The sequence below is a fragment of the Micromonospora sp. RTBAU3-60 genome (assembly GCF_054963695.1).
In genome coordinates, this window is sequence record NZ_JBUEGB010000002.1 from 343,688 (window position 1) to 364,932 (window position 21,245).

Here is a 21,245-nt window from a genome sequence, read left to right on the forward strand (position 1 = left end):
GGTGGCGGACTGCCGGGGTGGCCTGGAGCTGGATATGACGGTGCCCCGCCGACCGGGGGTCGGCGGGGCACCTTGGTTTCGTCGGGTGCCTGGGGTCAGGCGACGAAGCGGGTCTTGCGGCGGCGGGCCACCACGTAGCCGCCGAGGCCGGCGACCAGCAGCAGGGCGCCGACACCGGCGATCAGGCCGGTGGCGGTACCGGTGATCGGCAGCGTGCCGCCGTCACCGTCGCCCTGGCCGCCGCCGCCCTGGCCGCCGTCGCCCGGGGTACCCGCGCCGACCGGGTTGATGATGATCTTGGCGGTGTTGTTCTGCGTGTTCGGGTCACCGGCCAGCTTCGTGGTGATGGTGCCGGTGGCGTCCGGCAGCACCTTGTCGATGCGAAGCCCGAACTCGTAAGGGTTGTTCATGTCCTTCGGGCTCTCGGTGACCTGGCAGGCGTACTCCTTGGCGCCCGGCTCGCCCCAGCCGGCGTTCCACGGGTCCCACTCCTTGCCCGGCGCGTACGGCACGCAATCGAACGGCGCCTCGACAGCCGTGGTGCCCTCCGGGATGGAGATCCGGACCGGCAGGTCCTCGAGCTCGATGCCCGGCGTCCCCTGGCCCTGGTACTCGAGCACAGCCGGCCCCAGGTTGGTGAAGCTCGGCCGGACGGTGACGACGTCACCCTTCTTGCCCTTGGCCGTGACGCCCTTGGCCTCCAGGTCCGCCGGGTTGTTGCCGGTCACCCGGACCATCGCCAGGGTCATGTTGTTCAGCTTGTCCAGGTCGGTCTGCGGCACCCGCGCCGCGCGCGAGGTCTGCTCGACCAGCCGGAGCTCGCCGCCACTGCCGGGCTTGACGTCGTCCTGCGGCCAGTCCTTGAACGCCTGGTTCCAGTCGTCCGTGGTCCACCAATCCAGCCAGATCGGGAACTTGGCCCCGGTACGCGTCTCGGGCCGCAACTTGATCGGAAGGTTCTCCGAGAGCTGGTACGACTTGCCCGGCTCGATCTTGGTGTCGAAGGTGCAGAAGGCGTACATGCCGAACTCGTCTGACTTGCAGTTGGAGAAGTCACCGCCGTAGGAGGCGAGCCAATCGGCCTGCACGACGAGAACGGTGCCGTCGACGGTGGTGTCACCGGCGTTGCGCACGACGCCCGGAACGCCCGCGCGGGTGCCCGGGGCCCCGCTGGCCTCGACGGTCTCGTCGCTCACCAGGTCGACACCCTCGGCGATCGTGATGCCGGCCGTCGCGGTGGCAGTCTTGCCGCCGGAGGTGATGCTGATTGCCAGATCACCCTGCTGTCCCGGCTTCGCGTCGTCCTTGCCCGTGACCATGTAGTCGAACCATGGCTCTTCGCCGTCCATGAGGTCGGCCTCGCAGTGCAGCTTCGTCGGCGACACGTCGCATGTCCAGCCCCAAGACGGCTCGACGGTGGCGAAGTCCGCGACCTTGGAGAGGTCGATGTCCACGGTGGTGGGGCCGAACTTCGGCTCGGACTCGAAGTCGGTCGAGTGTGCGAAGAACCAGCCGTAGTCCATGTGGCCGGGCGCGACGAGCAGGTCGTGCGTGACGATCTCGAAAGGCGCCTCGGCGGCGGCGGCCGGGTTGGCGGAGGCGGCGACGAACGCGCCTGCGACGCCCAACCCGGCGAGCCAGCGCCGGGTGGAGTTGCTGAGCATGTGGGGGTTCCTCCAGTGATTTTCAGGGGGAGCCCGTGGAGCTTAAAGAATCCTTAAGTCGCGTCGCTGTCCCGATTGGCTGGTCGGCCCGCCGAACCGACCGAAAGGTTGATCGCCGCCGGTGCAATGTTCGGTCGCCCCGGGTCCGTCAACAAGGCGGGACACCGGGAGGTGCAGGTGACGTACGAGGAGTTCGCCGACGCGCGGCTGGGTGCTCTGCTGCGGTACGCGGTGATGCTGACCGGCGATCCGCACCAGGCGCAGGACCTGGTGCAGGAGACCCTGGTGCGGGTCCAGCTGAACTGGCGGCGGGTGGCCCGCACCGACGCCCCGGAGCGGTACGTCCGCCGGATGCTCACCAACCAGTACGTCGACTGGCGGCGCGGCTCGTGGGCCCGCCGGGTGCTGTTGCGCGGCGACCCGGACGAGGCGGTGCCGGCGCCGACCGACCACGCGCAGTCCGCGGTGGACCGTGACCAGGTCTGGTCCTGGCTGTCCCGGCTGCCCCGCCGGCAGCGCGCCACGCTGGTGCTCCGCTACTACGAGGACCTGCCCGACGCGGAGATCGCCGAGATCCTCGGCTGCGCCGTCGGGACGGTCCGCTCCTGCATCTCCCGCGCGCTGGCCACCCTCCGAGCCGAGTACGTGGAGGTCTGCTCATGATCGAGGACGACCTGCGGGCCGCCTTCGCCCGGCACGAGTCGCTGGCCCCGCCCGCCGGTCCGGTCCGGGCCGCCATCGACCAGGCCGTGGTCCGCCGGCGCCGCCTCCGGCTCCAGCTCGCCGGTACGGCGATGGCGGTGGTCGCCGCAGCCCTGACCGGCTTCACCGCGATCGCTCCCCAGCACCGCGAGGCCGGGACCCTGCTGGCGGAGCCCACCGCCTCGGCACCCACCGGCGCGCTGAACGTGCTGCTGCTCGGCGTCGACGCGGCCGGCCCCGACGAATCCCGCCGGGCCGACTCCGTCCTGCTGGTGCATGTTCCAGTGGATCGGAGCCGGCTCTACCTCGTCTCGCTCCCGCGTGACCTGCTGGTGCCGATCCCCGGACAGGGGACGGACAAGCTCAACAAGTCGTTCACCTCCAGTGCCACGTCGGGCAGCGGCGACCTGACCCGCGGCTACGACCGCACCCGACAGGTGGTCGCCCAGCTCACCGGCGTACGGATCGACGCGGGTGCGGTGCTGACGTACCGGGCGGCGCGCGACCTCACCGACGCGGTCGGCGGCGTACCGGTCTGCCTGCCCGCCCCGGTGCGCTCGGTGCACACCGACCGGCGCTTTCCGGCCGGCTGTCAGCAACTCGGGGGCGCCGAGGCGGTAGACCTGCTCCGCCAGCGCTACGGGCTACGTGACGCCGCCCGGGACCGGGACCGCAACGCCGAACGGTACGCGGCCGGGCTGCTCCGCCGGATCCACGAGCGCGGTGGACTGACCGATCCGGTGCTGTTCTCGAAGCTGATCAGGCAGGTCGGCTCCGGCCTGGTAACCGACACCGGGGACCTGTCCCTGCCCAGTCTGGTGTCGATGGCCGGGCAGGCGGCCGACGCCGAGCCGGTCGCGCTCGGGCTGCCGGTCCGGTACGTGGATAAACCGACCATCGGGTTCGGCCTCGACCCCGCTCTCGCCCCGGGTTTCCTCGACGCGCTGCGGAACGACCGGCTCGGCGAGTGGACGGAGGCCCACCCGGACCAGGTCAACACCCTGCGCTGACGTGGGAGGGGCGCCGCGGCCCCTCCCACGGCGTCAGCGGTAGTCGTCCTCGTCGGCAGTGACCACCCGGGCCTGTTCCATCGCGTCCCAGTCGTCGACCTCCATGCCGCGGTGCGGCTCGATCTCGCCGTCCTCCGGGTTGATCACCGTCGCCTGCTCGACCGCGTCGGCCGGCTCCGCCTCCAGATCCCGCTCCTCCGGAGCGAGGTGGTCGCTCGGGGCGAAGTCCTCGTCGGGCTGACCCATCGTCCCTCCCTGGATCTCGGTGCGGGCAGTTACCACCACACCGTACGGGCTGGCTCCGGTCCCCGCTCGGAGCCGGACCGAACCAGCGCGGCCGGGCCCGGCGGGCCTGCCTGCCGGCGGGCCCGGACCGCCGCCCGGGCGAGTCGGCGGATTGTCCCTCCGGGCCCGGTTTCCGATGCCAGGATGGTGGCGTGGGCCTCCTGATCCGACTGGTGATCACCGCGTTCGCGCTGTGGATCACCACGCTGATCGTGCCCGGGGTGGAGGTGACCGGGCGCACCGGTGCGGACACGGTGCTCACCCTGGTCGTGGTGGCGCTCATCTTCGGCGTGGTCAACGCGGTGCTCAAGCCGGTCATCAGGGTGTTCGGCTGCGTGTTCTACCTGCTCACGCTCGGTCTGTTCGCGCTCGTGGTCAACGCCCTGCTGTTCCTGCTCACCGGCTGGATCGCCCGGCAGCTGCAGCTGCCGTTCCAGGTGGACGGCTTCTGGGCCGGCTTCTGGGGAGCGATCGTGATGGCCGTGGTGAGCTGGCTGATCAACGTCGTGGTGCCGGACCGGCCGGATCGCCGGTGAGCGGTTCCCGGGCCGGTTGTGCCGGTCGCCGCCTCCTACGGGATACTGCCCGCGGTGGACAGCGCGGTCCGGCGCACCCAAGGAAGACAGCGGCCTGCACGGCCGACAGTGGTAAGTAAGGAGCGTTCGACATGCCCATCGCTTCCCCCGAGGCTTACGCGGAGATGCTGGACCGCGCCAAGGCCGGCCACTACGCGTACCCCGCCATCAACGTGACCTCGTCGCAGACGCTGAACGCGGCGCTGAAGGGCTTCGCCGACGCGGAGAGCGACGGCATCATCCAGGTCTCCACCGGTGGCGCCGAGTACCTCTCCGGGCCGTCCGTGAAGGACATGGTCACCGGCGCGACCGCGTTCGCCCTGTACGCCCGCGAGGTGGCGAAGAACTACCCGGTCAACATCGCCCTGCACACCGACCACTGCCCGAAGGAGAAGCTGGACAAGTTCGTCCGGCCGCTCATGAAGATCTCGCAGGAGCGGGTGCAGCGCGGCGAGGAGCCGCTGTTCCAGTCGCACATGTGGGACGGCTCGGCCGTGCCAGTGGCGGAGAACCTGGAGATCGCCGCGCAGCTGCTCGACGAGGCGGCCAAGGGCAAGATCGTCCTCGAGATCGAGGTCGGCGTGGTCGGCGGCGAGGAGGACGGCGTCGAGAACGCGATCAACGAGAAGCTGTACACCACCGTCGAGGATGGCCTGGCCATGGTCGACGCGCTCGGCCTCGGCGAGAAGGGCCGCTACATGGCGGCGCTGACCTTCGGCAACGTGCACGGCGTCTACAAGCCGGGCAACGTCAAGCTGCGTCCCGAGGTGCTCAACCACATCCAGGTGGCGGTCGGCGCCAAGTACGGCAAGGAGAAGCCGCTCAGCCTGGTCTTCCACGGCGGTTCCGGCTCGCTGCTGTCCGAGATCCGCGAGGCGCTGGACTACGGCGTGGTGAAGATGAACATCGACACCGACACCCAGTACTGCTTCACCCGCCCCGTGGTGGACTTCATGTTCCGCAACTACGACGGCGTGCTCAAGGTCGACGGCGAGGTCGGCAACAAGAAGATGTACGACCCGCGGGTCTGGGGCAAGGCCGCCGAGGCCGGCATGGCCGCCCGGGTCGTCGAGGCCTGCGAGGCACTGCGCTCCACCGGCACCACGATGAACAAGTAGTCCGCCAGCACGTCGCGACGGCCGGCTCCCGGATCGGGGGCCGGCCGTTCGTGTCTCACCCGGCGGTGAGCAGCCGGACCGCCTCCCGCACGTCGTCGGTGAGGTGCACGGTGGACGACAGATCGCCGAAGGGGGACGCGGCCAGCAGCGGCCGCAGCAGCGCCTCGACCGGTAGCTCGGTGGTCCAGTAGGTCCGGTCGAGGAAGACGTACGCCCCGCTCGCGCCGTCGGTGCCGTAGTAGGTCTTGGTGGCCGCCTGGAACACCTCCTGCACGGTCCCGGCCCGGCCGGGCGCGAACACGATCCCGCCCCGGGCCAGCCGCAGGATCGTGTCCTCCCGGATCGCGTTGGAGAAGTACTTGGCGATCCGCCCGGCGAACAGGTTCGCCGGCTCGTGCCCGTACAGCCAGGTGGGGATGGCCAGTCCGCCCGAGCGGGCCCACTCGGTGCCGGCCGCGGCGGGGCGCGGGGCGGGCAGCGTCGGCCCGGCGGCGTACCGCTCCCGGACCCGGAGCGCCACCTCCGTGTAGCGGTCGTGGTCGGTGAAGTCGGGGGCGGTGGCGAGCAGGTCGATCGCCCCGGTCAGCTCCTCCGCCGGCCAGGCCGCGAGGAACGCGCCCAGGTTGGCCGCCTCCATCACGCCGGGCCCGCCGCCGGTGACCACCAGCCGGTCCGCCCGCGCCAGCTCCCAGCCCAGCACCGCCGCCATCCGGTACGCGGCGCTGCCGCGCGGCACCGCGTGCCCGCCCATCACGCCCACCACGGACTGCGGCCCGTGCACCGCCAGCCAGGTCCGGGTGGCGTCCGCCAGGGCGTTGTCCACCCCGTGGTCGTGCAGCCGCTGGCCGAGCGCCTCCCGGACGTCCGGCAGCGCGCCGCCGTGCGCGCGGAAGTGCGCGTACACCCGGGTGTCGTACATCCCGGCGAAGCCGCCGTCGGCGAAGCCGGCTGCCAGGTCGTCGGCGGTGTAGAGGTGGGCCGGCTGGGTGGGGTAGGGCAGCCCGGAGAAGGGCGGGACCACGTTCGCGCCGCGCCGGACCAGGTCCGCGCCGACCTCCCGCCCGGCGAACCGGCAGCCCACGAAGAGGGCTCCGGCGACCTCGACGTCGCGCAGGTCGGGGACCGGGTCGAGGTCGAGGCGGAGGCCCTGCACGGTCAGGCCGGCGAGGGTCCCCTCGGCCAGCCGCCGGTCGAGCTCGGCGCGGGTCTCGATCTCGTCGATGCTGGTGTCGTGCGGCTCGATGACGTCCGCGGGAGGTGGGGTCGGCACGAGATCATCCTGCCCCGGCCGGGCAAGCCGGCAAACTCCGGCCGGACGGACAGGAGCCCGGCGGCCAGGCCACCGGGCTCCTGCGTAACCGGGTCCTGGGGAGGCTCCGGATCTTTAGTTGTAGTGGAAAGCATCTCCGCGTGGCATGGGCCGCGGGTACGTGCCGGCGCGCCGCAGGCGTGACGAACCCCTCAGCCGTTCAGTTGACCGGCTCGCCGGACCCCCTCGCGTACCCCCGCGCGAAGCGGGTTGAATGGGGCGATGCAGAACCTGTTGCCTGAGCCACCGGCCACCCTCCTGCCCGCGCACGAGGAGGCCGACGCCGCGCTGGCCGCCGCCGCCCAGCAGGACACCGATAGGGCGTACCAGGACGTCGCTGCCCACTTCCCGGTCTACAGCGCGGGCTGGGCGGCGCTCGCCGCCCGGGCGCTCGCCGCGGGCCAGGTGATCCCGGCGTACGCCTACGCGCGTACCGGCTACCACCGGGGGCTGGACCAGCTGCGCCGCAGCGGCTGGAAGGGATTCGGCCCGGTGCCCTGGTCGCACAAGCCCAACCGGGGCTTCCTCCGCTGCCTCTACGTGCTCTCCCGGGCGGCCGGCGAGATCGGCGAGGCGGACGAGGCGGCCCGCTGCGCCCAGTTCCTCCGCGACTGCGACCCGGCCGCCGCAGACGCCCTCGCCAGCCTCTGACCTGCGGCGACGGCCAGTCCGACCCATCCGGTCGGGCCGGCCGTCGCGCCGGTTCACAGGCCTTCCGCCACCGCGGCGGCGATCTTCAGCCAGGCGTCCCGGGTGGCCGAGGAGAGGTGCCCGTACCGGATCGGCTCGCCGGTGTCGATGAGCCGCTCGTACGGCGCGAGCAGCACCGCCCGGGTCCGGGCGGCGAAGTGCCCCTGGATGGCCGGCAGGTCGATCTCCTTGCGCGACGGCGGCATCGACACCACCGTCACCGCCTGCCGGACCAGCCGCTGCCGGCCGCTCTGCTCCAGGTGGTCGAGCATCCGCGCGGCGGTCTCCGCCGAGTCGTTCCGCGCCGACATGGTGACCACGAGCTGGTCGGTGGCGTCCATCGCGGCCTGCCAGTTCTGCGCCCGGACGTTGTTCCCGGTGTCCACGAAGATCAGTTTGTAGAAGCGGCTGACCACCTCGCGGATCTCGGCGAACGCGGCGGCGGTGAGCATCTCGCCGCCGGTCGCCGACTCGTCCGAGGCGAGCACGTCGAACATCCCCTCGCCCTGCGAGCGGACGTACTGCGACAGGTCGCCGACCCGCCCCTGCGCGCCCTGGAACTGGGCCAGGTCGCGCAGCATGTCCCGCACCGTACGCGAGTGGAAGTCCTGCTGGGCCCGCATGCCGAGGGTCCCCTGGGTCTCGTTGTTGTCCCAGGCCAGCACATAGCCGCCGCGTTTCTGGCCGAAGGTCATGGCGAGCAGCAGGATGGCGACCGTCTTGCCGGCGCCACCCTTCGGGTTGACAACGGTCACCTGGCGCAACCCGCCGAAGTTGCGCCGGACCATCTCGATATCGCGCCGCACCTCCTGCTCGTGCCGCCCGGGCGGGAGCCGGACCAGGCCGATCCGGTTCACCACCGCCCGGACGCCCATGGTGGCCACCGGATCGACCGGCCTGGCCTGCCGGCGCCGGGCGAAGTCCTCGGCGGTTGGGGTGGCCCCGCCCTCCGGCGTCCAGGCGGGCTCCGGGAACCCGGCCGGCGCCGGCTGCTGCTGCTGCGGCATCGGGGGGCCGGGCTGCTGCGGCGAGGTGCCCGGCTGCGGTGCCGGTGGGCCGGACTGCTGCGGCGGAGTGCCCTGCTGCGGCCAGGCGGGCGGATACCAGCCCGGCGACGGGCTGGGCGGCACGGGCCCGCCCGCCCCGGGCGGCGGGTACGCCGACGGGTCCGGCTGCCCGTACCCGACCGGCCCCGGCGGGTACGCGTTGCCGTTCCCGTACGGGGACGGCGGGGGCGGCACGCCCCGGGAGGGTGGGAACGGCCCGAGCCGGGGCGGCGGCGGAGCGTCCGGCTGCCCGTCGGTGGGCGGTGCGGCGGCTGGCGGCCCGGCGCTCGGTGCGGCGGGGCTGGGCGTCGCCGGGGTGGGCGGTCCGGCGGTGGATGCGCCGGCGGTGGGGGTGACCGGGGTGGGCGGTCCGGTGGCGGGTGTGGGGCCGGTGGCGAGGGGCTCCACCGGCGGGGTCACGGTGCCTGATCCTGGCGTGTCGGTGGCCGACTCGGCCGGCGCGGTGGTCGACCGCTGCGGCGGCTGGGCCCAGGGCGAGTCCGTCCGGCTGCCGGTGCTGGCTGGGGTGTCGCCGGCCTGGCCGGACCCGTTCGGGGACCGGTCCGGGTCGCCGGTTCCGCCGTCCGCTCCCGCGCTGCCCGCTGCCGACCCGGTCGCCGGGGTGCCGGCCGACGTGTCATCGGCGCCCGTGGACGTGCCTCCGGCGACCGCCGGGGCGGCGCCGGTCGCGGGCTGGTCGAGGGGCGTGCCTCCGGTGACTGCCGGGGTGGCGCTGGTCGCGGGCTGGTCGAGGGTGAACGGGAGATCCAGGTCGACCGGAAGCTGCGCCGCGCGGGGCGCGGGCACCCCGTTGCCGGCGCCGCCCGCCCGCGTCCCGTCGTCCGCGGCCGCGCCGGTGGCCGTGGCGTCGCGGGCCGGTCCCGTGGCCGCCCGTTCCGGCGCCGCCCCGGTCACGCCGTCCGGGGCCGGATCGGATGGGCCGTTCGGGCCCGCACCCGCCGCGCCGTTCGGGCCCGCACCCGCCCCGCCGTCCAGGACCGCACCCGTCGCGTTGTCCAAGGCTGCAGCGGCCGCGCCGTCCGGGGCCGGATCAGGCAGGCCGTTCGGACCCGTGCCCGCGACCCCGTCCGGGGCCGCACCGGCCATGTCGTCCGGGGCCGGTCCGGTGGCCGCGCCGTCCACCGTCACGCCGGGCGGTCTACCCGCCGCGGGTGCCGGTGCGGTGGCGTCCGGGGGCGGGGCGGGCCAGGCGGGCGCGCCCGGTTGGGTGGGGGCCGCCCAGGGCGGAACGCGGTCGGTCTGCTCCGGCGGCCAGAGCGGTTCGATGTCCCGCTCCGGCACCTGCGGTTGGCCCGGTACGTGGGCCCGGTCGGCGTTCTCGTGCACCACGGTTCCTCCCCATGCCTCCCGCCGAGGATAGGCGGTCCGGCTGACCGGGAGGCGCCGCGAGATCGACGGAGGTCAGGCCGTCCAGACCGCCCAGGCGCCCGGCTCGGTCCACCAGGACCGCTTCCGGCTCAGCTCGCCCTCGACGCCGTCGTCGAGGAAGGGCACCTTCTCATCGCGGGGCACGACCGCCACGGCCCGGCCTCGGGCCCGGCGCACTTCTAGGCGTACCCGCTTCCTGCCCAGCGCGGAGCGGGTGACCACGGGAACGGCCACCGCCACCTCGACCCGGCCGTCGGTCGGGTCCGGGTCGGCCAGCAGCGTCACGTCGTCGAGGCGCGCGTACCCGGCGGCGTTGCCGATCGCGCAGGCCATGATCGGTTCCTCGCCGTCGGAGAGGATCGCGTCGTCGACCTCCACCCGGCCGCGCCAGTGCAGCGGCCGGCCCGCGTCGTCGGCGGCACCGAGCAGCGCGCCGTCCAGGGTCACCGAGCCGCCGTCGTTGCGCAGCAGGTCGAGCCGGCGGGCGGTGCCGTCCAGCACCGTCGCGGCCACCGCCGCCGGGTCGCGCGGCAACCCGAGCTGCGCGGCCAGGTCACCCGCCGTCCCGCCGCGAGCCGGATCGAGCGGGAGTACGCCGATCGGGGGCAGGTCCGGGACCGTCCGGTTGCCGGGCAGGTCGGCGGGGCGGCGGGTGGGCGGCGGGGCGTACCGCCGGACCAGCCGGCGTAGCACGGCGCGCAACTGACCGTCACTGGCCGTGGCGATCACCAGGCGGGTCTTGCCGTCCGGGTCGGGCCAGGTGAGGCCGTCCTCCCGTGGCGGTCCGTCGAGCCGGGCCAGCACCTCGTCGATCTCGGCGTCCGAGCGGGCGGTGACCATTTCCACCCGGGCACCCCGGGCGGTCAGCGCGTCCGCGCAGGCCAGCACCGGTACGCGCGGGGTCTCGCAGCGCTCCTCGGGCCGTGCGTCGCCGGCCTCGTCGGCGCCACCGCAGCAGGCTCCGCCGCTGCCACAGCCGCCACCGGGAGCATCCCGCTCCGAGCCGAGGCTGAGCAGCACTACGTCGTACACGAAGGAGCCTCCTGCTTCTCGGCGAACCCCTGCCGGCCTCGCCGTCACTACTTGTTAGCCTGACACCCCGGGCTCGCTGACCGGTCGCCACCTGGCACCCGAGCCTTCTGGAGGCGGAGAAGATGCCAGCGATCGTGCTCCTCGGCGCCCAGTGGGGCGATGAGGGCAAGGGCAAGGTTACCGACCTGCTGGGTGGGCGGGTCGACTACGTGGTGCGCTACTCCGGCGGCAACAACGCCGGGCACACGGTGATCACCCCGGACGGCCAGAAGTACGCACTGCACCTCATGCCGTCCGGCGCTCTCTCGCCGAGCGCCATGATCGTCATCGGCAACGGCGTGGTGGTCGACCCGAAGGTGCTGCTGGAGGAGATCGACGGCCTCGCCGAGCGGGGTGTGGACGTCTCCCGGCTGCGCATCTCCGGCGACGCGCACCTGATCATGCCGCACCACCGGGCGCTGGACCGGGTGGTCGAGCGCTACCTCGGCTCGTCCCGGATCGGCACCACCGGCCGCGGCATCGGCCCCGCGTACGGGGACAAGGTCGCCCGGATGGGCATCCGGCTCCAGGACCTGCTCGACCCCGGCATCCTGCGGAAGAAGCTGGAGCTGACGCTCCGCGAGAAGAACCAGGTGCTGTTCAAGGTCTACAACCGTAAGGCGATCGACGTCGACGCGACGATCGAGGAATACCTGGGGTACGCCGAGCGGCTCAAGCCGTACATCGCCGAGACCCGGGCGATGCTCTGGGACGCGCTGGACCGTGGCGAGACGGTCCTGCTGGAGGGTGCCCAGGCGACCATGCTCGACATGGACCACGGCACGTACCCCTTCGTCACCTCGTCGAACCCGACGGCCGGCGGGGCGTGCGTGGGCGCGGGCATCCCGCCGACCGCGATCACCAAGGTCATCGCGGTGAGCAAGGCGTACACCACCCGGGTGGGCGCGGGGCCGTTCCCGACCGAACTCTTCGACGACAACGGCCGGCACCTCGTCAAGATCGGCCACGAGTACGGCACGACCACCGGCCGGGAGCGCCGCGCCGGCTGGTTCGACGCGGTCGTGGCCCGGTACGCGTGCCGCCTCAACGGCGTCACCGACCTGGTCGTCACCAAGCTGGACGTGCTCACCGGCCTGCCCAAGGTGCCGATCTGCGTCGGGTACCAGATCAACGGCGAGCGCGTCGACGACATGCCGATGACGCAGACCGACTTCCACCACGCGACGCCGATCTACGAAGAGCTCGACGGCTGGTGGGAGGACATCACCAAGGCCCGGACCGAGGACGAACTCCCCGAGAACGCCCGCCGCTACATCGCCAGGATCGAGGACCTGACCGGCACCCGCGTGAGCGTGGTCGGCGTAGGCCCCGGCCGCGACGAAAACGTCCTCCGCCACCCCCTCCTCCCCTAACCCCGGGAGATTCGCCTCGTTGATCATGAAGTTGTTGTGGTGACACGCCGGTGTCGCCGGCAATAACTTCATGATCAACGGCGAGGCGCCCCGGGCGTTGTCCACAGGGGGTGGGCGGGTTATCCACAGGGGTGTCGGTGTGGGCCGGGTGGGGCGGATCGTCGGCGGGTGTGGAGGCTCTGACGATCGTGCGAAGGATGGCCGCCGCCCGGGACGGCGTGGTCACGCCGGCTCAGGCGCGGGCTGCCGGGCTCAACGTGCACGAGGTGCACCGGTTGTGCCGCAGTGGCCGTTGGCGGGTTTTCCCGGACCGGGTACCTCGTTGACGCGGATCGTTACGACGGCATTCCCCGACGTGCTCGGATCAGGGCTGCTGTGGCCTCGTTCGGCCCCGGTGCGGCTGCTGTACCCGGCACCGCGGCTGAACTGCACGGCATCGAGGGGCTTCCCCGAACTGACGAAATCCACCTGTCCTTGTCCGGGCCGGCAGCTCGACCAGCCCGACTCGCCCAACCCGACGTGGTGGTCCATCAACTGGTCATCGCCCCGGCGCAGTTCGAGCGGGTCGTCGGCATCATGACCACCGATCCGTTGCGCACCCTCGCCGACCTCATACTCCGTGCGGAGCGGTACACCGCGGTTTCGCTGTTGGACTCCGCGTTGAACCGCGGTCTGATCTCCGTTGCCGATCTCGCACGGGTGCCATCCCTGTTGAGGGGTCGACGGGGTGCGGTCGCAGCTCGTGGCTACCTGGTGGAGGCCAACGGCCTGGCGCAGTCGCCGTTGGAGACGCGCACCCGCCTGCGCTGCGTGGACGGGAGGGTGCCGCCAGGTGTCCTCCAGCTTCCGGTACGCGACCACGGCGGCTACCTCATCGGTATCGGTGATCTGGGCTGGCAAGGCCCGCACGTCATCGCCGAGGCGGACGGCCGTGAGGTGCACCGCAGCCCGGACGCCCTCTTCGCCGATCGTCACCGCCAGAATCGCCTGATCAACGCCGGCTGGACGATCCTCCGCTTCACCTGGTCCGACACCCTCCGTCCCGATTACATCCCCGGCACGGTCCGCCAGGCGATCGCCGCCGCTGCATACCGTCGATCATGAAGTTGTTGTCTGTCGCGTCGGCGTGTCGCAGCAATAACTTCATGATCAACGGGGTGGGGTGGGTGGGTCAGTAGGATCTGGGTGTGCGGGTTTTGGTTGTGGGTGGTGGGGGGCGGGAGCATGCGCTCGCGCTCGGGTTGTCCGGTGATCCAGCCGTCACGGCGTTGATCGCGGCGCCGGGGAATCCTGGGATCGCGGCGGTGGCTGAGCTGCGGGAGGTCGCGCCGACCGATCCGGCGGCGGTGGCGGCGCTCGCCGTCGAGGTGGGTGCCGACCTGGTGGTGATCGGGCCGGAGGCGCCGCTGGTGGCCGGGGTCGCCGACGCGGTACGCGCCAAGGGCATCCCCGCGTTCGGCCCGTCGGCGGAGGCGGCCCGGCTGGAGGGTTCCAAGACGTTCGCCAAGGACGTGATGACCGCCGCCGGGGTGCCCACCGCCCGGGCGTACACCTGCGCGGATCAGGAGAGCACCGGCGCGGCGCTGGACGAGTTCGGGCCGCCGTACGTGGTGAAGAACGACGGGCTGGCCGCCGGCAAGGGCGTCGTGGTGAGCACCGACCGGGCGGTCGCCGAACGGCACGCGCAGGACTGCGGCCGAGTGGTGGTCGAGGAGTACCTTTCCGGGCCCGAGGTCTCCCTCTTCGTGGTCACCGACGGGGAGGCGGCCCTGCCGCTGCTGCCCGCGCAGGACTTCAAGCGGGTCGGCGACGGCGACACCGGCCCGAACACCGGCGGCATGGGGGCGTACGCGCCGCTGCCGTGGGCGCCGCCCGGCCTGGTGGACGAGGTGATGCGCGACGTCGTGCACCCGACGCTGGCCGAGATGCGCCGTCGGGGGACTCCGTTCGCGGGCCTGCTCTACGTGGGCCTGGCGATCACCGCCGCCGGCCCTCGCGTGATCGAGTTCAACGCCCGCTTCGGCGACCCGGAGACCCAGGTCGTCCTCGCCCTGCTGGAGACGCCGCTCGCCGGGCTGCTGCACGCCGCCGCCACCGGCACGCTGGCCGCGCACCCGCCGCTGCGCTGGCGGGACGGCGCGGCGGTCACCGTCGTGGTGGCGGCCGAGGGATACCCGGCGGCACCGCGTACCGGTGACGTGATCACCGGCGCGGACCGCGCCGGGGTCATCCACGCCGGCACCCGTCGGGACGCCGACGGCACGCTCCGCTCCGCCGGGGGCCGGGTCCTCTGCGGTACGGCCACCGGCCCGGACCTGGCCGCCGCGCGGGACGCCGCCTACGCCCTGGTACGCGACATCGGGCTGGCCGGCTCGCACCACCGCACCGACATCGCCGCCGACGCGGTGGCCGGCCGGATCACTGTCCCCGCCTGACCGCCGGGTCCGCCCGAGCGGTCGAGCCCGAGCGCCCTGACCGGCCGCCCCCGCGATCGCGGTGCGACCGGGGGAGACGGGCGGTCGGGCCGGCGTGCTATCCCACCACGGGCTCGGACGGCCGGACCTCGGCTGACGTCCGGGCGCGGCCGATGATCCGGTCGAGCAGGTTGGCGGTGGCCCGTTCGATCCGCTCGTCACGGTGCCCGGGGCGGTTCAGCGCCATCGTCCAGCAGAGTGTGCCGGTGGCGAAGACGAGTCCGCCCTGCGGCGTCTCGTACAGGTGCGTGCTCTGCAGCCGCTGGGCGCCCTCCCGGGTGCGGTACGGCGACCGGCTCAGCACGGTGGCGGCGACGGCGGGCGGCCGGGGCGCGGTGGGGTAGCGACCGTCGGCCTCGCCGCCGACCACCCCGGGGATCCGGTCGCCGTCGGCCACTCCGGTGCCGGCCCAGAACCAGTGGCTCGCCGACTGGACCACCAGCGGCTGCGGCGCGCCGACGATGCCGTTGTACTGCACGCCGATCAGTTCCTGTTCGGGCTGGCCCATGTCGCGCCAGCGGATGGTGGGGCCGGCGGCGTCCTGGCCCGGGTCGGGCGTGGACTTGGTGCAGGCGACCAGCCGCTCGGCGCGCCCGTCGGCAGCCGACCGGACCCGGATGTGCCAGTAGACGCTGTTGGCGCCGAGGAAGGCCAGGCTCTTGCCGGCCGCGACCGCCCGTTCCGCAGCCCGGCGCATCTCCACCGACCAGTACTCGTCGTGCCCGCCGAACACGATCCCCCGGTGTCGGGTCGGGTCGAGTCGGCCGGAGTGCAGGTCGAAGCTGGTCGCGTAGCTGACGTCGTACCGGTTGCGCTCCAGCCACTGGATGACGTCGTGGTCCCGGGTGAGGTGGCTCGGGACGCCGTCGTCGGCGTACGGCCGGTCGAACGAGACCTCCCGGGCCCGGACCAGGGGGTCCCGCCGACCGTTCGTGTAGCCGTTGTAGAGGCTCCTGCCGTTCAGCCCGTCCGTCGGCCACTGGTTGTACGCCTGCCAGGTGGTGACCGGCAGCACCACGCAGAGCGCGGCGGTCCGCCCGTCGTCGCGGACGACGAACGGGGTGCAGGCACGCGACCCCGCGGCCGAGGTGAACACCGCCTGGTAGAGCCCCGAGGTCCAGTGCTCGGGGATCCGCAGGCTCCAGGACACCGGCCACCGGCAGGCGATGGTCCCGGTCGCCGGGTCGGCCGCTGGCACGGGTTGTGGCACCCCGGCCAGGTCCGGGCTGGTCAGCATGGTGCGCGCGCCGGCGCCGTCGTACCAGCCGAGCCGGTGGACGGTGATCCGGAACGGGCCGGCGGGGTTGACGGCCACGTGGAAGTCCACGGTCTCGCCGGGGACGATGCTGGTCTTCGAGGCGTACCCCTGGATCTGGCGCTGCCGGTCGTCGGCGGCGGGCGGGCCGGTCTGCGGCCACCAGGGTTGCCCGGCCGCGTGGTTCTCCACCTCGACGGGCGGGGGTTGGCGGCGGACGAGGGTGCCGGCGCGGCGCCGGCCGAGGACGGGTTCGGTGGCGCCGAACGCCGTGGCGGAGGCGCCGCCGAGGAGGAGACCGAGTGCCCAGCGTCGGCGGAGTCGGACCATCGCGCAGCTCCCGAACACGAGAACGGACCTGCCGGGGACCGCCGGCGGATGCGAAGGTATCACCCCGTGGGGCGGGGCCAAATCTCCCTTTTGGCCCCTTGACTTCAGCCGTAGTAACGGCGTAGCTCGCGGGTGAGTACCTTGCCGGTGGCGTTGCGCGGCAGGTACTTCACGAAGACCACGTCCCGGGGCACCGAGAAGCGGGCCAGGTAGTGCCGCACGTACTCGCGGACCGCCTCCGGGTCGAGGGTCTCGCCTGGGTGCAGGGCCAGGAACGCGGCCAGCCGCTGGCCGTACTCGGCGTCCGGTACGCCGATCACCGCGACCTCGCGGACCTGCGGCAGCCGGGCGATCAGGTCCTCGAGCTCGGAGGGAAAGACGTTCTCGCCCCCGGAGACGATCATGTCGTCGGCCCGCCCGTCGACGAAGAGCAGGCCGTCGCCGTTGAGCCGGCCGAGGTCGCCGGTGTCCATCAGGCCGCCCTGGCGCTCCCGGCTGGCCCCCGACGTGTAGCCCTCGAAGAGCATCTCGTTGCCCACGAAGATCCGCCCGACCTGCCCCTCCGGGACCGGCTCGCCGGCGTCGTCGAGGATCGCCAGCCGGGTGCCGTGCGGCGGTCGGCCGGCGCCGCTGGGCGCCGCGCGCAGGTCGGCCGGGCCGGCGATGGACGCCCAGGAGACCTCGGTCGAGCCGTAGAGGTTGTAGAGGACGTCGCCGTAGCGGTCCATGAACGCGGTGGCCAGCCCGCCGGGGAGGGCGGAGCCGCTGACCGCGACCACCTTGAGCGGCGGCCGGGGGGCCGGCGCGGGCACCTCCATCAGCCGTTGCAGCATCACCGGTACGGCGAACAGCGCGTCGCAGGACCGCGCCGCCAGGGCGGTCAGCGTGGCGGCCGGGTCGAAGCGGCGGTGCAGCACGATGGTGGCCCGCAGCGCGAACGCCACCTGGAGGGCGGCGTACCCCCAGGTGTGGAAGAGCGGCGCGGCGATCATCACAGTGTCCCGGGCGTGCAGCGGGATCCGGTCGATGATGGAGACGAGCGGGCCGAAGCCGTTCGGCGTGGGCCGGCGGGCGCCCTTGGGCGCGCCGGTGGTGCCGGAGGTGAGGACGATGGTCCGTCCGTCCCGCTCCGGCGGCTGGAGCCGGTCCCCGGGGAGGGCGGCGGCGATCAGTTCCTCCCGGCCGCGCTCGTCGACCCGGTGCACGTCGGCGGGGAGGCCGAGGATCCGTTCGGCGAACTCGCCATCGTGCACCAGCACCCGCAGCGCCTGCTCGTCCGCCACGGTGGCGAGCTGCGCCGCGGACAGCCCGGTGTTGACCAGTACGGCGTCCGCGCCGAGCAGCATCGCCGCGACGACCGCCTCGATCAGCCCGTGGTGGTTGCGGCAGAGCACGCCGACCCGGTCGCCGGCCCGTACGCCGAGCCCCGCCCGCATCGACCGGGCCAGCCGTTCCGCCCGGTCCAGCAGTTCCTGGTACGTCAGCGTTGCGCCGTGCTCGTCGACGACCGCAGTCCGCCCGGGGTCGCGGGCGGCGGCCTGGCGCAGCTCACCGGCGAGGCTCCAGCCCCATTTCCGCAGCGCGCCCAGTTGGGAGGCGACCCGGATCGGCCGGCCCGGGTTGAGCAGGCCGCGTCGGGTCAGCGTGGCGACGATGAACGGCAGGTCCAAGCCGCAACCCTCCTTCGGGAGTCGGTGGGACCGGCGGCCCGACCCGCGACGTGTCGCCGCTCGGCACAGCGGTGGATCGTCGCGGATCGGGCCTGGGTCCGCCGGCGATCAGCGGATCTGCATTCCGGAGATGGCCCGGGAGATGACCAGACGCTGGATCTCGGAGGTGCCCTCGAAGATGGTGTAGATCTTGGCGTCCCGGTACCAGCGCTCCACCGGGTGGTCGCGCAGGAAGCCGGCCCCGCCGAGGAGCTGGACCGCCTTCTCGGTGACCGAGACCGCCACCTCGCCGGCCTTGAGCTTGGACATCGAGCCCTCGCCAGCGGTGAACGGCCGGTTGTTGCGACCCATCCAGGAGGCCCGCCAGACCAGCAGCCGCGCCGCGTCGATCTCCATCTTCATGTCGGCGAGCGCGAACGCGACCGCCTGGTTCTCGATGATCGGTCGGCCGAACTGGACCCGGTCCCTGGCGTAGTCGAGGGCGTACTCGTAGGCGGCGCGGGCCACGCCGAGTGCCTGCGCGCCGACGGTCGGGCGGGACAGCTCGAAGGTGCGCATCGCCGCCTGGCCGGAGGCGCGCTGCCCGGAGCGGGCCCGGGCCAGCCGCTCGTCCAGCGCCTCCCGGCCGCCGAGCAGGCAGCGCCCCGGCACCCGTACGTCGTCGAGGAAGACGTCGGCGGTGTGGGATGCGCGCAGCCCGAGCTTGCGCAGCTTCCGGGTGGCACTGAGCCCCGCCGTGCCGGGCGGTACGACGAACGCCGCCTGGCCACGCGAGCCCAGTTCGGGGTCGACCGAGGCGGTGACCACGTGCACCCCGGCGATGCCGCCGTTGGTGGCGTACGCCTTCTGCCCATTCAGCACCCACTCGTCGGTGGCCTCGTCGTAGACGGCGCGGGTACGCATCGACCCGACGTCGGAGCCGGCCTCCGGCTCGGTGGTGCAGAACGCGGCCACCGCCGGCTGGTCGACGTCACCGAAGCACTGCGGCACCCACTCGACGAGCTGGTCCGGGGTGCCGGCGCCGTAGATGGCGGCGACCGCCAGCGAGGTGCCGAAGATGCTCAGCCCGATGCCGGCGTCGCCCCAGAACAGCTCCTCGCTGGCGATCGGGAGGGAGAGCCCGGTGGGGTCGGCCCAGCAGGTGGCGAGGAACTCGAAGCCGTACAGGCCGACCTTCGCCGCCTCCTGGATGATCGGCCAGGGCGTCTCCTCGCGGGCGTCCCACTCGGCCGCGGCCGGGCGCACGACCTCGGCCGCGAAGCCGTGCACCCAGTCGCGGAGGTCCCGCTGTTCCTCGTTCAGGTCGAGCGAGAACTCCACCATGTTCAGGCCTTCGGGATGTCGAACAGGTTGGCGATGTTGGCGGCGAGGCCCAGGTCGCCCTTGGCCTTCAGCTTGCCGGTCATGAACATCATGACCGGGTTGCCGCCACCGGAAACGATCTTCAGGAATTCGACCGGGCCCATGGTGAGGCTGAGCTTCGGGTCCCGCTGCGGGGTGTCGGAGACGGCGCAGGTGCCGTTCTCGATGACGATCTCGTAGGTGTCGGTGCCGCCGTCGGGGCGTCCGGTGACGTTCCAGTGGATGACCGCGTTGGTGGAGCCGGCGCGGTCGGCCCGGAACAGGGTCGGCATCCGGTTGAAGACCTCGCTCAGGATCTTGCCGCGCAGGTCGCCGGTCATGACCCCGGCGATCTTGTCGTCGGGAGTGGACTTGACCAGCTGCGCGAACTCCTTCGGGCCGACGTTCGCGAAGTTGGCCGGGTCGAAGTCAGTCATGGGGGATTGCACCTTCCGGAGCGGGCCGACTTTGGTTACTCTGGCGTAACCTTACGCACGGGTAGGTATGCTCGCAAGGGTGTCCAGCCCGACCTTCAAGCGCCTACCCCGGGCCGTACGCGAACAGCAGATGCTCGACGCGGCGGTCAAGGTGTTCTCACGCAGGGGTTTCCACGCCGCCAGCATGGACGAGATCGCCGACGACGCCGGCATCTCCAAGCCGATGGTCTACGCGTATCTCGGCACGAAGGAGGAACTCTTCGTCGCCTGCCTGCACCGGGAGGGCACCCGGCTGATGGAGGCCATCGCCGGCGCGGCCGCCCCCGACCTGCCCGCCGACGAACGGCTCTGGCGCGGGCTGCGGGCCTTCTTCGGCTTCGTCGGCGCACACCGGGACGGCTGGGCGGTGCTCTACCGGCAGGCCCGCGGCGAGCGGCCGTTCGCCGCCGAGGTGGCCACCATGCGCGGCCGGCTGATCGAAGTGGTCGCCGGCATGCTCGACCACGCGCTGCGCGCGAAGGGGCGCGAGGTGCGTGCCATCGACCTGGAGGTGGTCGCGTACGCCCTGGTCGGGGCGAGCGAGTCGCTGGCCGACTGGCTCGCCGACCACCCGGAGGCGGATCCGGAGAAGACCGCCACCCGGATGATGAACGTCGCCTGGCTCGGCGCCGACCGCCTGCTGCGCGGCGTCACCTGGCACCCCCCGGCTGACTGAGCGGGGCGTCGGCGTGCACCCGCCGGCGGCCACGCACCCAGCGCACCGTCTCCACGACCAGGGTCACGGTCAGTGCGAGCCCCAGCCCGAGCAGCAGGCCGCGTAGGGGGTCCCGCTCGAAGGCGAGCCCGCCCAGGTAGCCGACGAGCGCCGAGTAGACGCCCCAGGAGGCGGCGGCCAGCGCGTCGAAGGCGAAGAACCGGCGCCGGGAGAAACGGGTCGCCCCCATGGTGAGGGTGACGGCTGTGCGTCCACCGGGGACGTAACGGGCCACGATCAGGAGCAGGCCGCCGCGGACCGCGATGCCGCGCCGGACCCACTCCAGCGCCGCACGCCGGCGACCCCGCCAACGACCATTCCGGCTCGGCGCGTCGGATGCCGCGCCGCGATCCGGAGCGGTCGCCAGCAGCCGCCCGCCGGTGTGCCGGCCGATGGCATACGAGATGTGGTCCCCGACGAGCGCGCCGCAGGCGGCCACCACGATCACCAGCGGCAGGTCGGGCTGACCGGTCGCCGCGAAGACCCCGGCGGTGATCACTGCGGTCTCACTTGGCACCGCCGGGAAGAAGCCATCGACCACCGCGATCGCGAAGAGTGCCAGGTAGACCCAGGGTGAGGACATCGTCTGGTGGAGCAGGTCGAGCACCGAATCCATGGCTCCGATGCTGGTCGCGCCGCCCGCCCGGGCCATCTGCCGTCGGTCGGCCGGCGGGGGTCACTTTCGTTGCGTCGTACCCCGAGGCGGTCTCGGGGTCGGCACCCAGCCCTCCCCGGACCTGCTCCCCGCGGAA

The 21,245-nt window shown here is 72.9% G+C and carries 20 protein-coding genes; 10 read left to right on the top strand and 10 right to left on the bottom strand.

The features are described 5' to 3' along the window. Nucleotides 1-95: 95 nt before the first annotated feature. The gene (locus tag ACY34I_RS03770; RefSeq protein WP_462752444.1) at nt 96-1,664 is read right to left on the bottom strand and encodes an LPXTG cell wall anchor domain-containing protein; all 1,569 of its coding nucleotides are present in this window, start codon (nt 1,662-1,664) and stop codon (nt 96-98) included. 177 nt (nt 1,665-1,841) lie between these two features. Here ACY34I_RS03770 and ACY34I_RS03775 point away from each other — a divergent pair, with 177 nt between their 5' ends. Both ACY34I_RS03775 and ACY34I_RS03780 read left to right on the top strand, forming a co-directional pair. Further along, nucleotides 1,842-2,327, top strand: a complete 486-nt coding sequence (locus ACY34I_RS03775; RefSeq protein ID WP_462752446.1) for a SigE family RNA polymerase sigma factor — start codon at nt 1,842-1,844, stop codon at nt 2,325-2,327. Next, entirely contained in the window at nt 2,324-3,376 is a 1,053-nt protein-coding gene (locus tag ACY34I_RS03780; protein WP_462752448.1) for an LCP family protein, read from the top strand. The genes ACY34I_RS03775 and ACY34I_RS03780 overlap by 4 nt, the downstream gene beginning before the upstream one ends. Before the next feature lie 33 nt (nt 3,377-3,409). Here the strand turns inward: ACY34I_RS03780 and ACY34I_RS03785 are convergent, their stop codons facing one another. After that, the gene (locus ACY34I_RS03785) at nt 3,410-3,622 is read right to left on the bottom strand and encodes a hypothetical protein (protein ID WP_148793910.1); all 213 of its coding nucleotides are present in this window, start codon (nt 3,620-3,622) and stop codon (nt 3,410-3,412) included. A gap of 191 nt (nt 3,623-3,813) precedes the next feature. Here ACY34I_RS03785 and ACY34I_RS03790 point away from each other — a divergent pair, with 191 nt between their 5' ends. Both ACY34I_RS03790 and fbaA read left to right on the top strand, forming a co-directional pair. After that, a complete protein-coding gene (locus ACY34I_RS03790; RefSeq protein ID WP_148793911.1) occupies nt 3,814-4,197 on the top strand; it encodes a phage holin family protein in 384 nt (127 codons plus the stop codon). 131 nt (nt 4,198-4,328) lie between these two features. Then, nucleotides 4,329-5,354, top strand: a complete 1,026-nt coding sequence (fbaA, locus tag ACY34I_RS03795; protein ID WP_148793913.1) for a class II fructose-bisphosphate aldolase — start codon at nt 4,329-4,331, stop codon at nt 5,352-5,354. Nucleotides 5,355-5,409: 55 nt separating this feature from the next. Here the strand turns inward: fbaA and ACY34I_RS03800 are convergent, their stop codons facing one another. Then, on the bottom strand, nt 5,410-6,624 hold the full coding sequence (locus ACY34I_RS03800) for an LOG family protein (protein WP_462752451.1): 1,215 nt from the start codon (nt 6,622-6,624) through the stop codon (nt 5,410-5,412). A 261-nt stretch (nt 6,625-6,885) separates the two neighbouring features. Between ACY34I_RS03800 and ACY34I_RS03805 the strand changes: the two genes are divergently transcribed. After that, on the top strand, nt 6,886-7,314 hold the full coding sequence (locus ACY34I_RS03805; protein ID WP_462752453.1) for a DUF3151 domain-containing protein: 429 nt from the start codon (nt 6,886-6,888) through the stop codon (nt 7,312-7,314). A gap of 53 nt (nt 7,315-7,367) precedes the next feature. Here ACY34I_RS03805 and ACY34I_RS03810 read toward each other — a convergent pair whose 3' ends face one another. Further along, on the bottom strand, nt 7,368-9,314 hold the full coding sequence (locus ACY34I_RS03810; protein WP_462752551.1) for a MinD/ParA family ATP-binding protein: 1,947 nt from the start codon (nt 9,312-9,314) through the stop codon (nt 7,368-7,370). Between the two features lie 507 nt (nt 9,315-9,821). Further along, on the bottom strand, nt 9,822-10,820 hold the full coding sequence (locus tag ACY34I_RS03815) for a diacylglycerol kinase family protein (protein WP_462752455.1): 999 nt from the start codon (nt 10,818-10,820) through the stop codon (nt 9,822-9,824). A gap of 122 nt (nt 10,821-10,942) precedes the next feature. On the opposite strand from ACY34I_RS03815, the gene ACY34I_RS03820 reads away from it, so the two are divergent. From ACY34I_RS03820 to purD, 4 genes are all read left to right on the top strand, one after another. Beyond that, the gene (locus ACY34I_RS03820; protein ID WP_462752457.1) at nt 10,943-12,232 is read left to right on the top strand and encodes an adenylosuccinate synthase; all 1,290 of its coding nucleotides are present in this window, start codon (nt 10,943-10,945) and stop codon (nt 12,230-12,232) included. Between the two features lie 197 nt (nt 12,233-12,429). Then, nucleotides 12,430-12,558, top strand: coding sequence for a type IV toxin-antitoxin system AbiEi family antitoxin domain-containing protein (locus ACY34I_RS03825; protein WP_462752459.1), 129 nt, complete (start codon nt 12,430-12,432; stop codon nt 12,556-12,558). Continuing rightward, complete coding sequence (locus tag ACY34I_RS03830) at nt 12,518-13,336, top strand: hypothetical protein (protein WP_462752461.1); 819 nt, start codon at nt 12,518-12,520, stop codon at nt 13,334-13,336. Before ACY34I_RS03825 ends, ACY34I_RS03830 begins: the two co-directional genes overlap by 41 nt. Before the next feature lie 83 nt (nt 13,337-13,419). Beyond that, the gene (gene purD, locus ACY34I_RS03835; RefSeq protein WP_462752463.1) at nt 13,420-14,667 is read left to right on the top strand and encodes a phosphoribosylamine--glycine ligase; all 1,248 of its coding nucleotides are present in this window, start codon (nt 13,420-13,422) and stop codon (nt 14,665-14,667) included. Nucleotides 14,668-14,764: 97 nt separating this feature from the next. Here purD and ACY34I_RS03840 read toward each other — a convergent pair whose 3' ends face one another. The 4 genes from ACY34I_RS03840 to ACY34I_RS03855 all read right to left on the bottom strand — a co-directional run bounded on the left by ACY34I_RS03840 (nt 14,765) and on the right by ACY34I_RS03855 (nt 19,739). Further along, nucleotides 14,765-16,291: a N,N-dimethylformamidase beta subunit family domain-containing protein gene (locus ACY34I_RS03840; RefSeq protein ID WP_462752465.1), complete on the bottom strand. Its 1,527-nt coding sequence runs from the start codon at nt 16,289-16,291 to the stop codon at nt 14,765-14,767. Nucleotides 16,292-16,395: 104 nt separating this feature from the next. Then, nucleotides 16,396-17,961 carry an AMP-binding protein gene (locus ACY34I_RS03845; RefSeq protein ID WP_462752467.1) on the bottom strand — a complete coding sequence of 522 codons (1,566 nt, stop codon included), beginning with the start codon at nt 17,959-17,961 and terminating at the stop codon, nt 16,396-16,398. 108 nt (nt 17,962-18,069) lie between these two features. After that, on the bottom strand, nt 18,070-19,284 hold the full coding sequence (locus ACY34I_RS03850; RefSeq protein ID WP_462752469.1) for an acyl-CoA dehydrogenase family protein: 1,215 nt from the start codon (nt 19,282-19,284) through the stop codon (nt 18,070-18,072). Between the two features lie 2 nt (nt 19,285-19,286). Then, on the bottom strand, nt 19,287-19,739 hold the full coding sequence (locus ACY34I_RS03855) for an SCP2 sterol-binding domain-containing protein (RefSeq protein ID WP_462752471.1): 453 nt from the start codon (nt 19,737-19,739) through the stop codon (nt 19,287-19,289). 67 nt (nt 19,740-19,806) lie between these two features. Between ACY34I_RS03855 and ACY34I_RS03860 the strand changes: the two genes are divergently transcribed. Continuing rightward, nucleotides 19,807-20,454 carry a TetR/AcrR family transcriptional regulator gene (locus ACY34I_RS03860; protein ID WP_462752473.1) on the top strand — a complete coding sequence of 216 codons (648 nt, stop codon included), beginning with the start codon at nt 19,807-19,809 and terminating at the stop codon, nt 20,452-20,454. Here the strand turns inward: ACY34I_RS03860 and ACY34I_RS03865 are convergent. Then, on the bottom strand, nt 20,429-21,109 hold the full coding sequence (locus ACY34I_RS03865; RefSeq protein ID WP_462752475.1) for a DedA family protein: 681 nt from the start codon (nt 21,107-21,109) through the stop codon (nt 20,429-20,431). The genes ACY34I_RS03860 and ACY34I_RS03865 overlap by 26 nt on opposite strands. Nucleotides 21,110-21,245 lie beyond the last annotated feature (136 nt).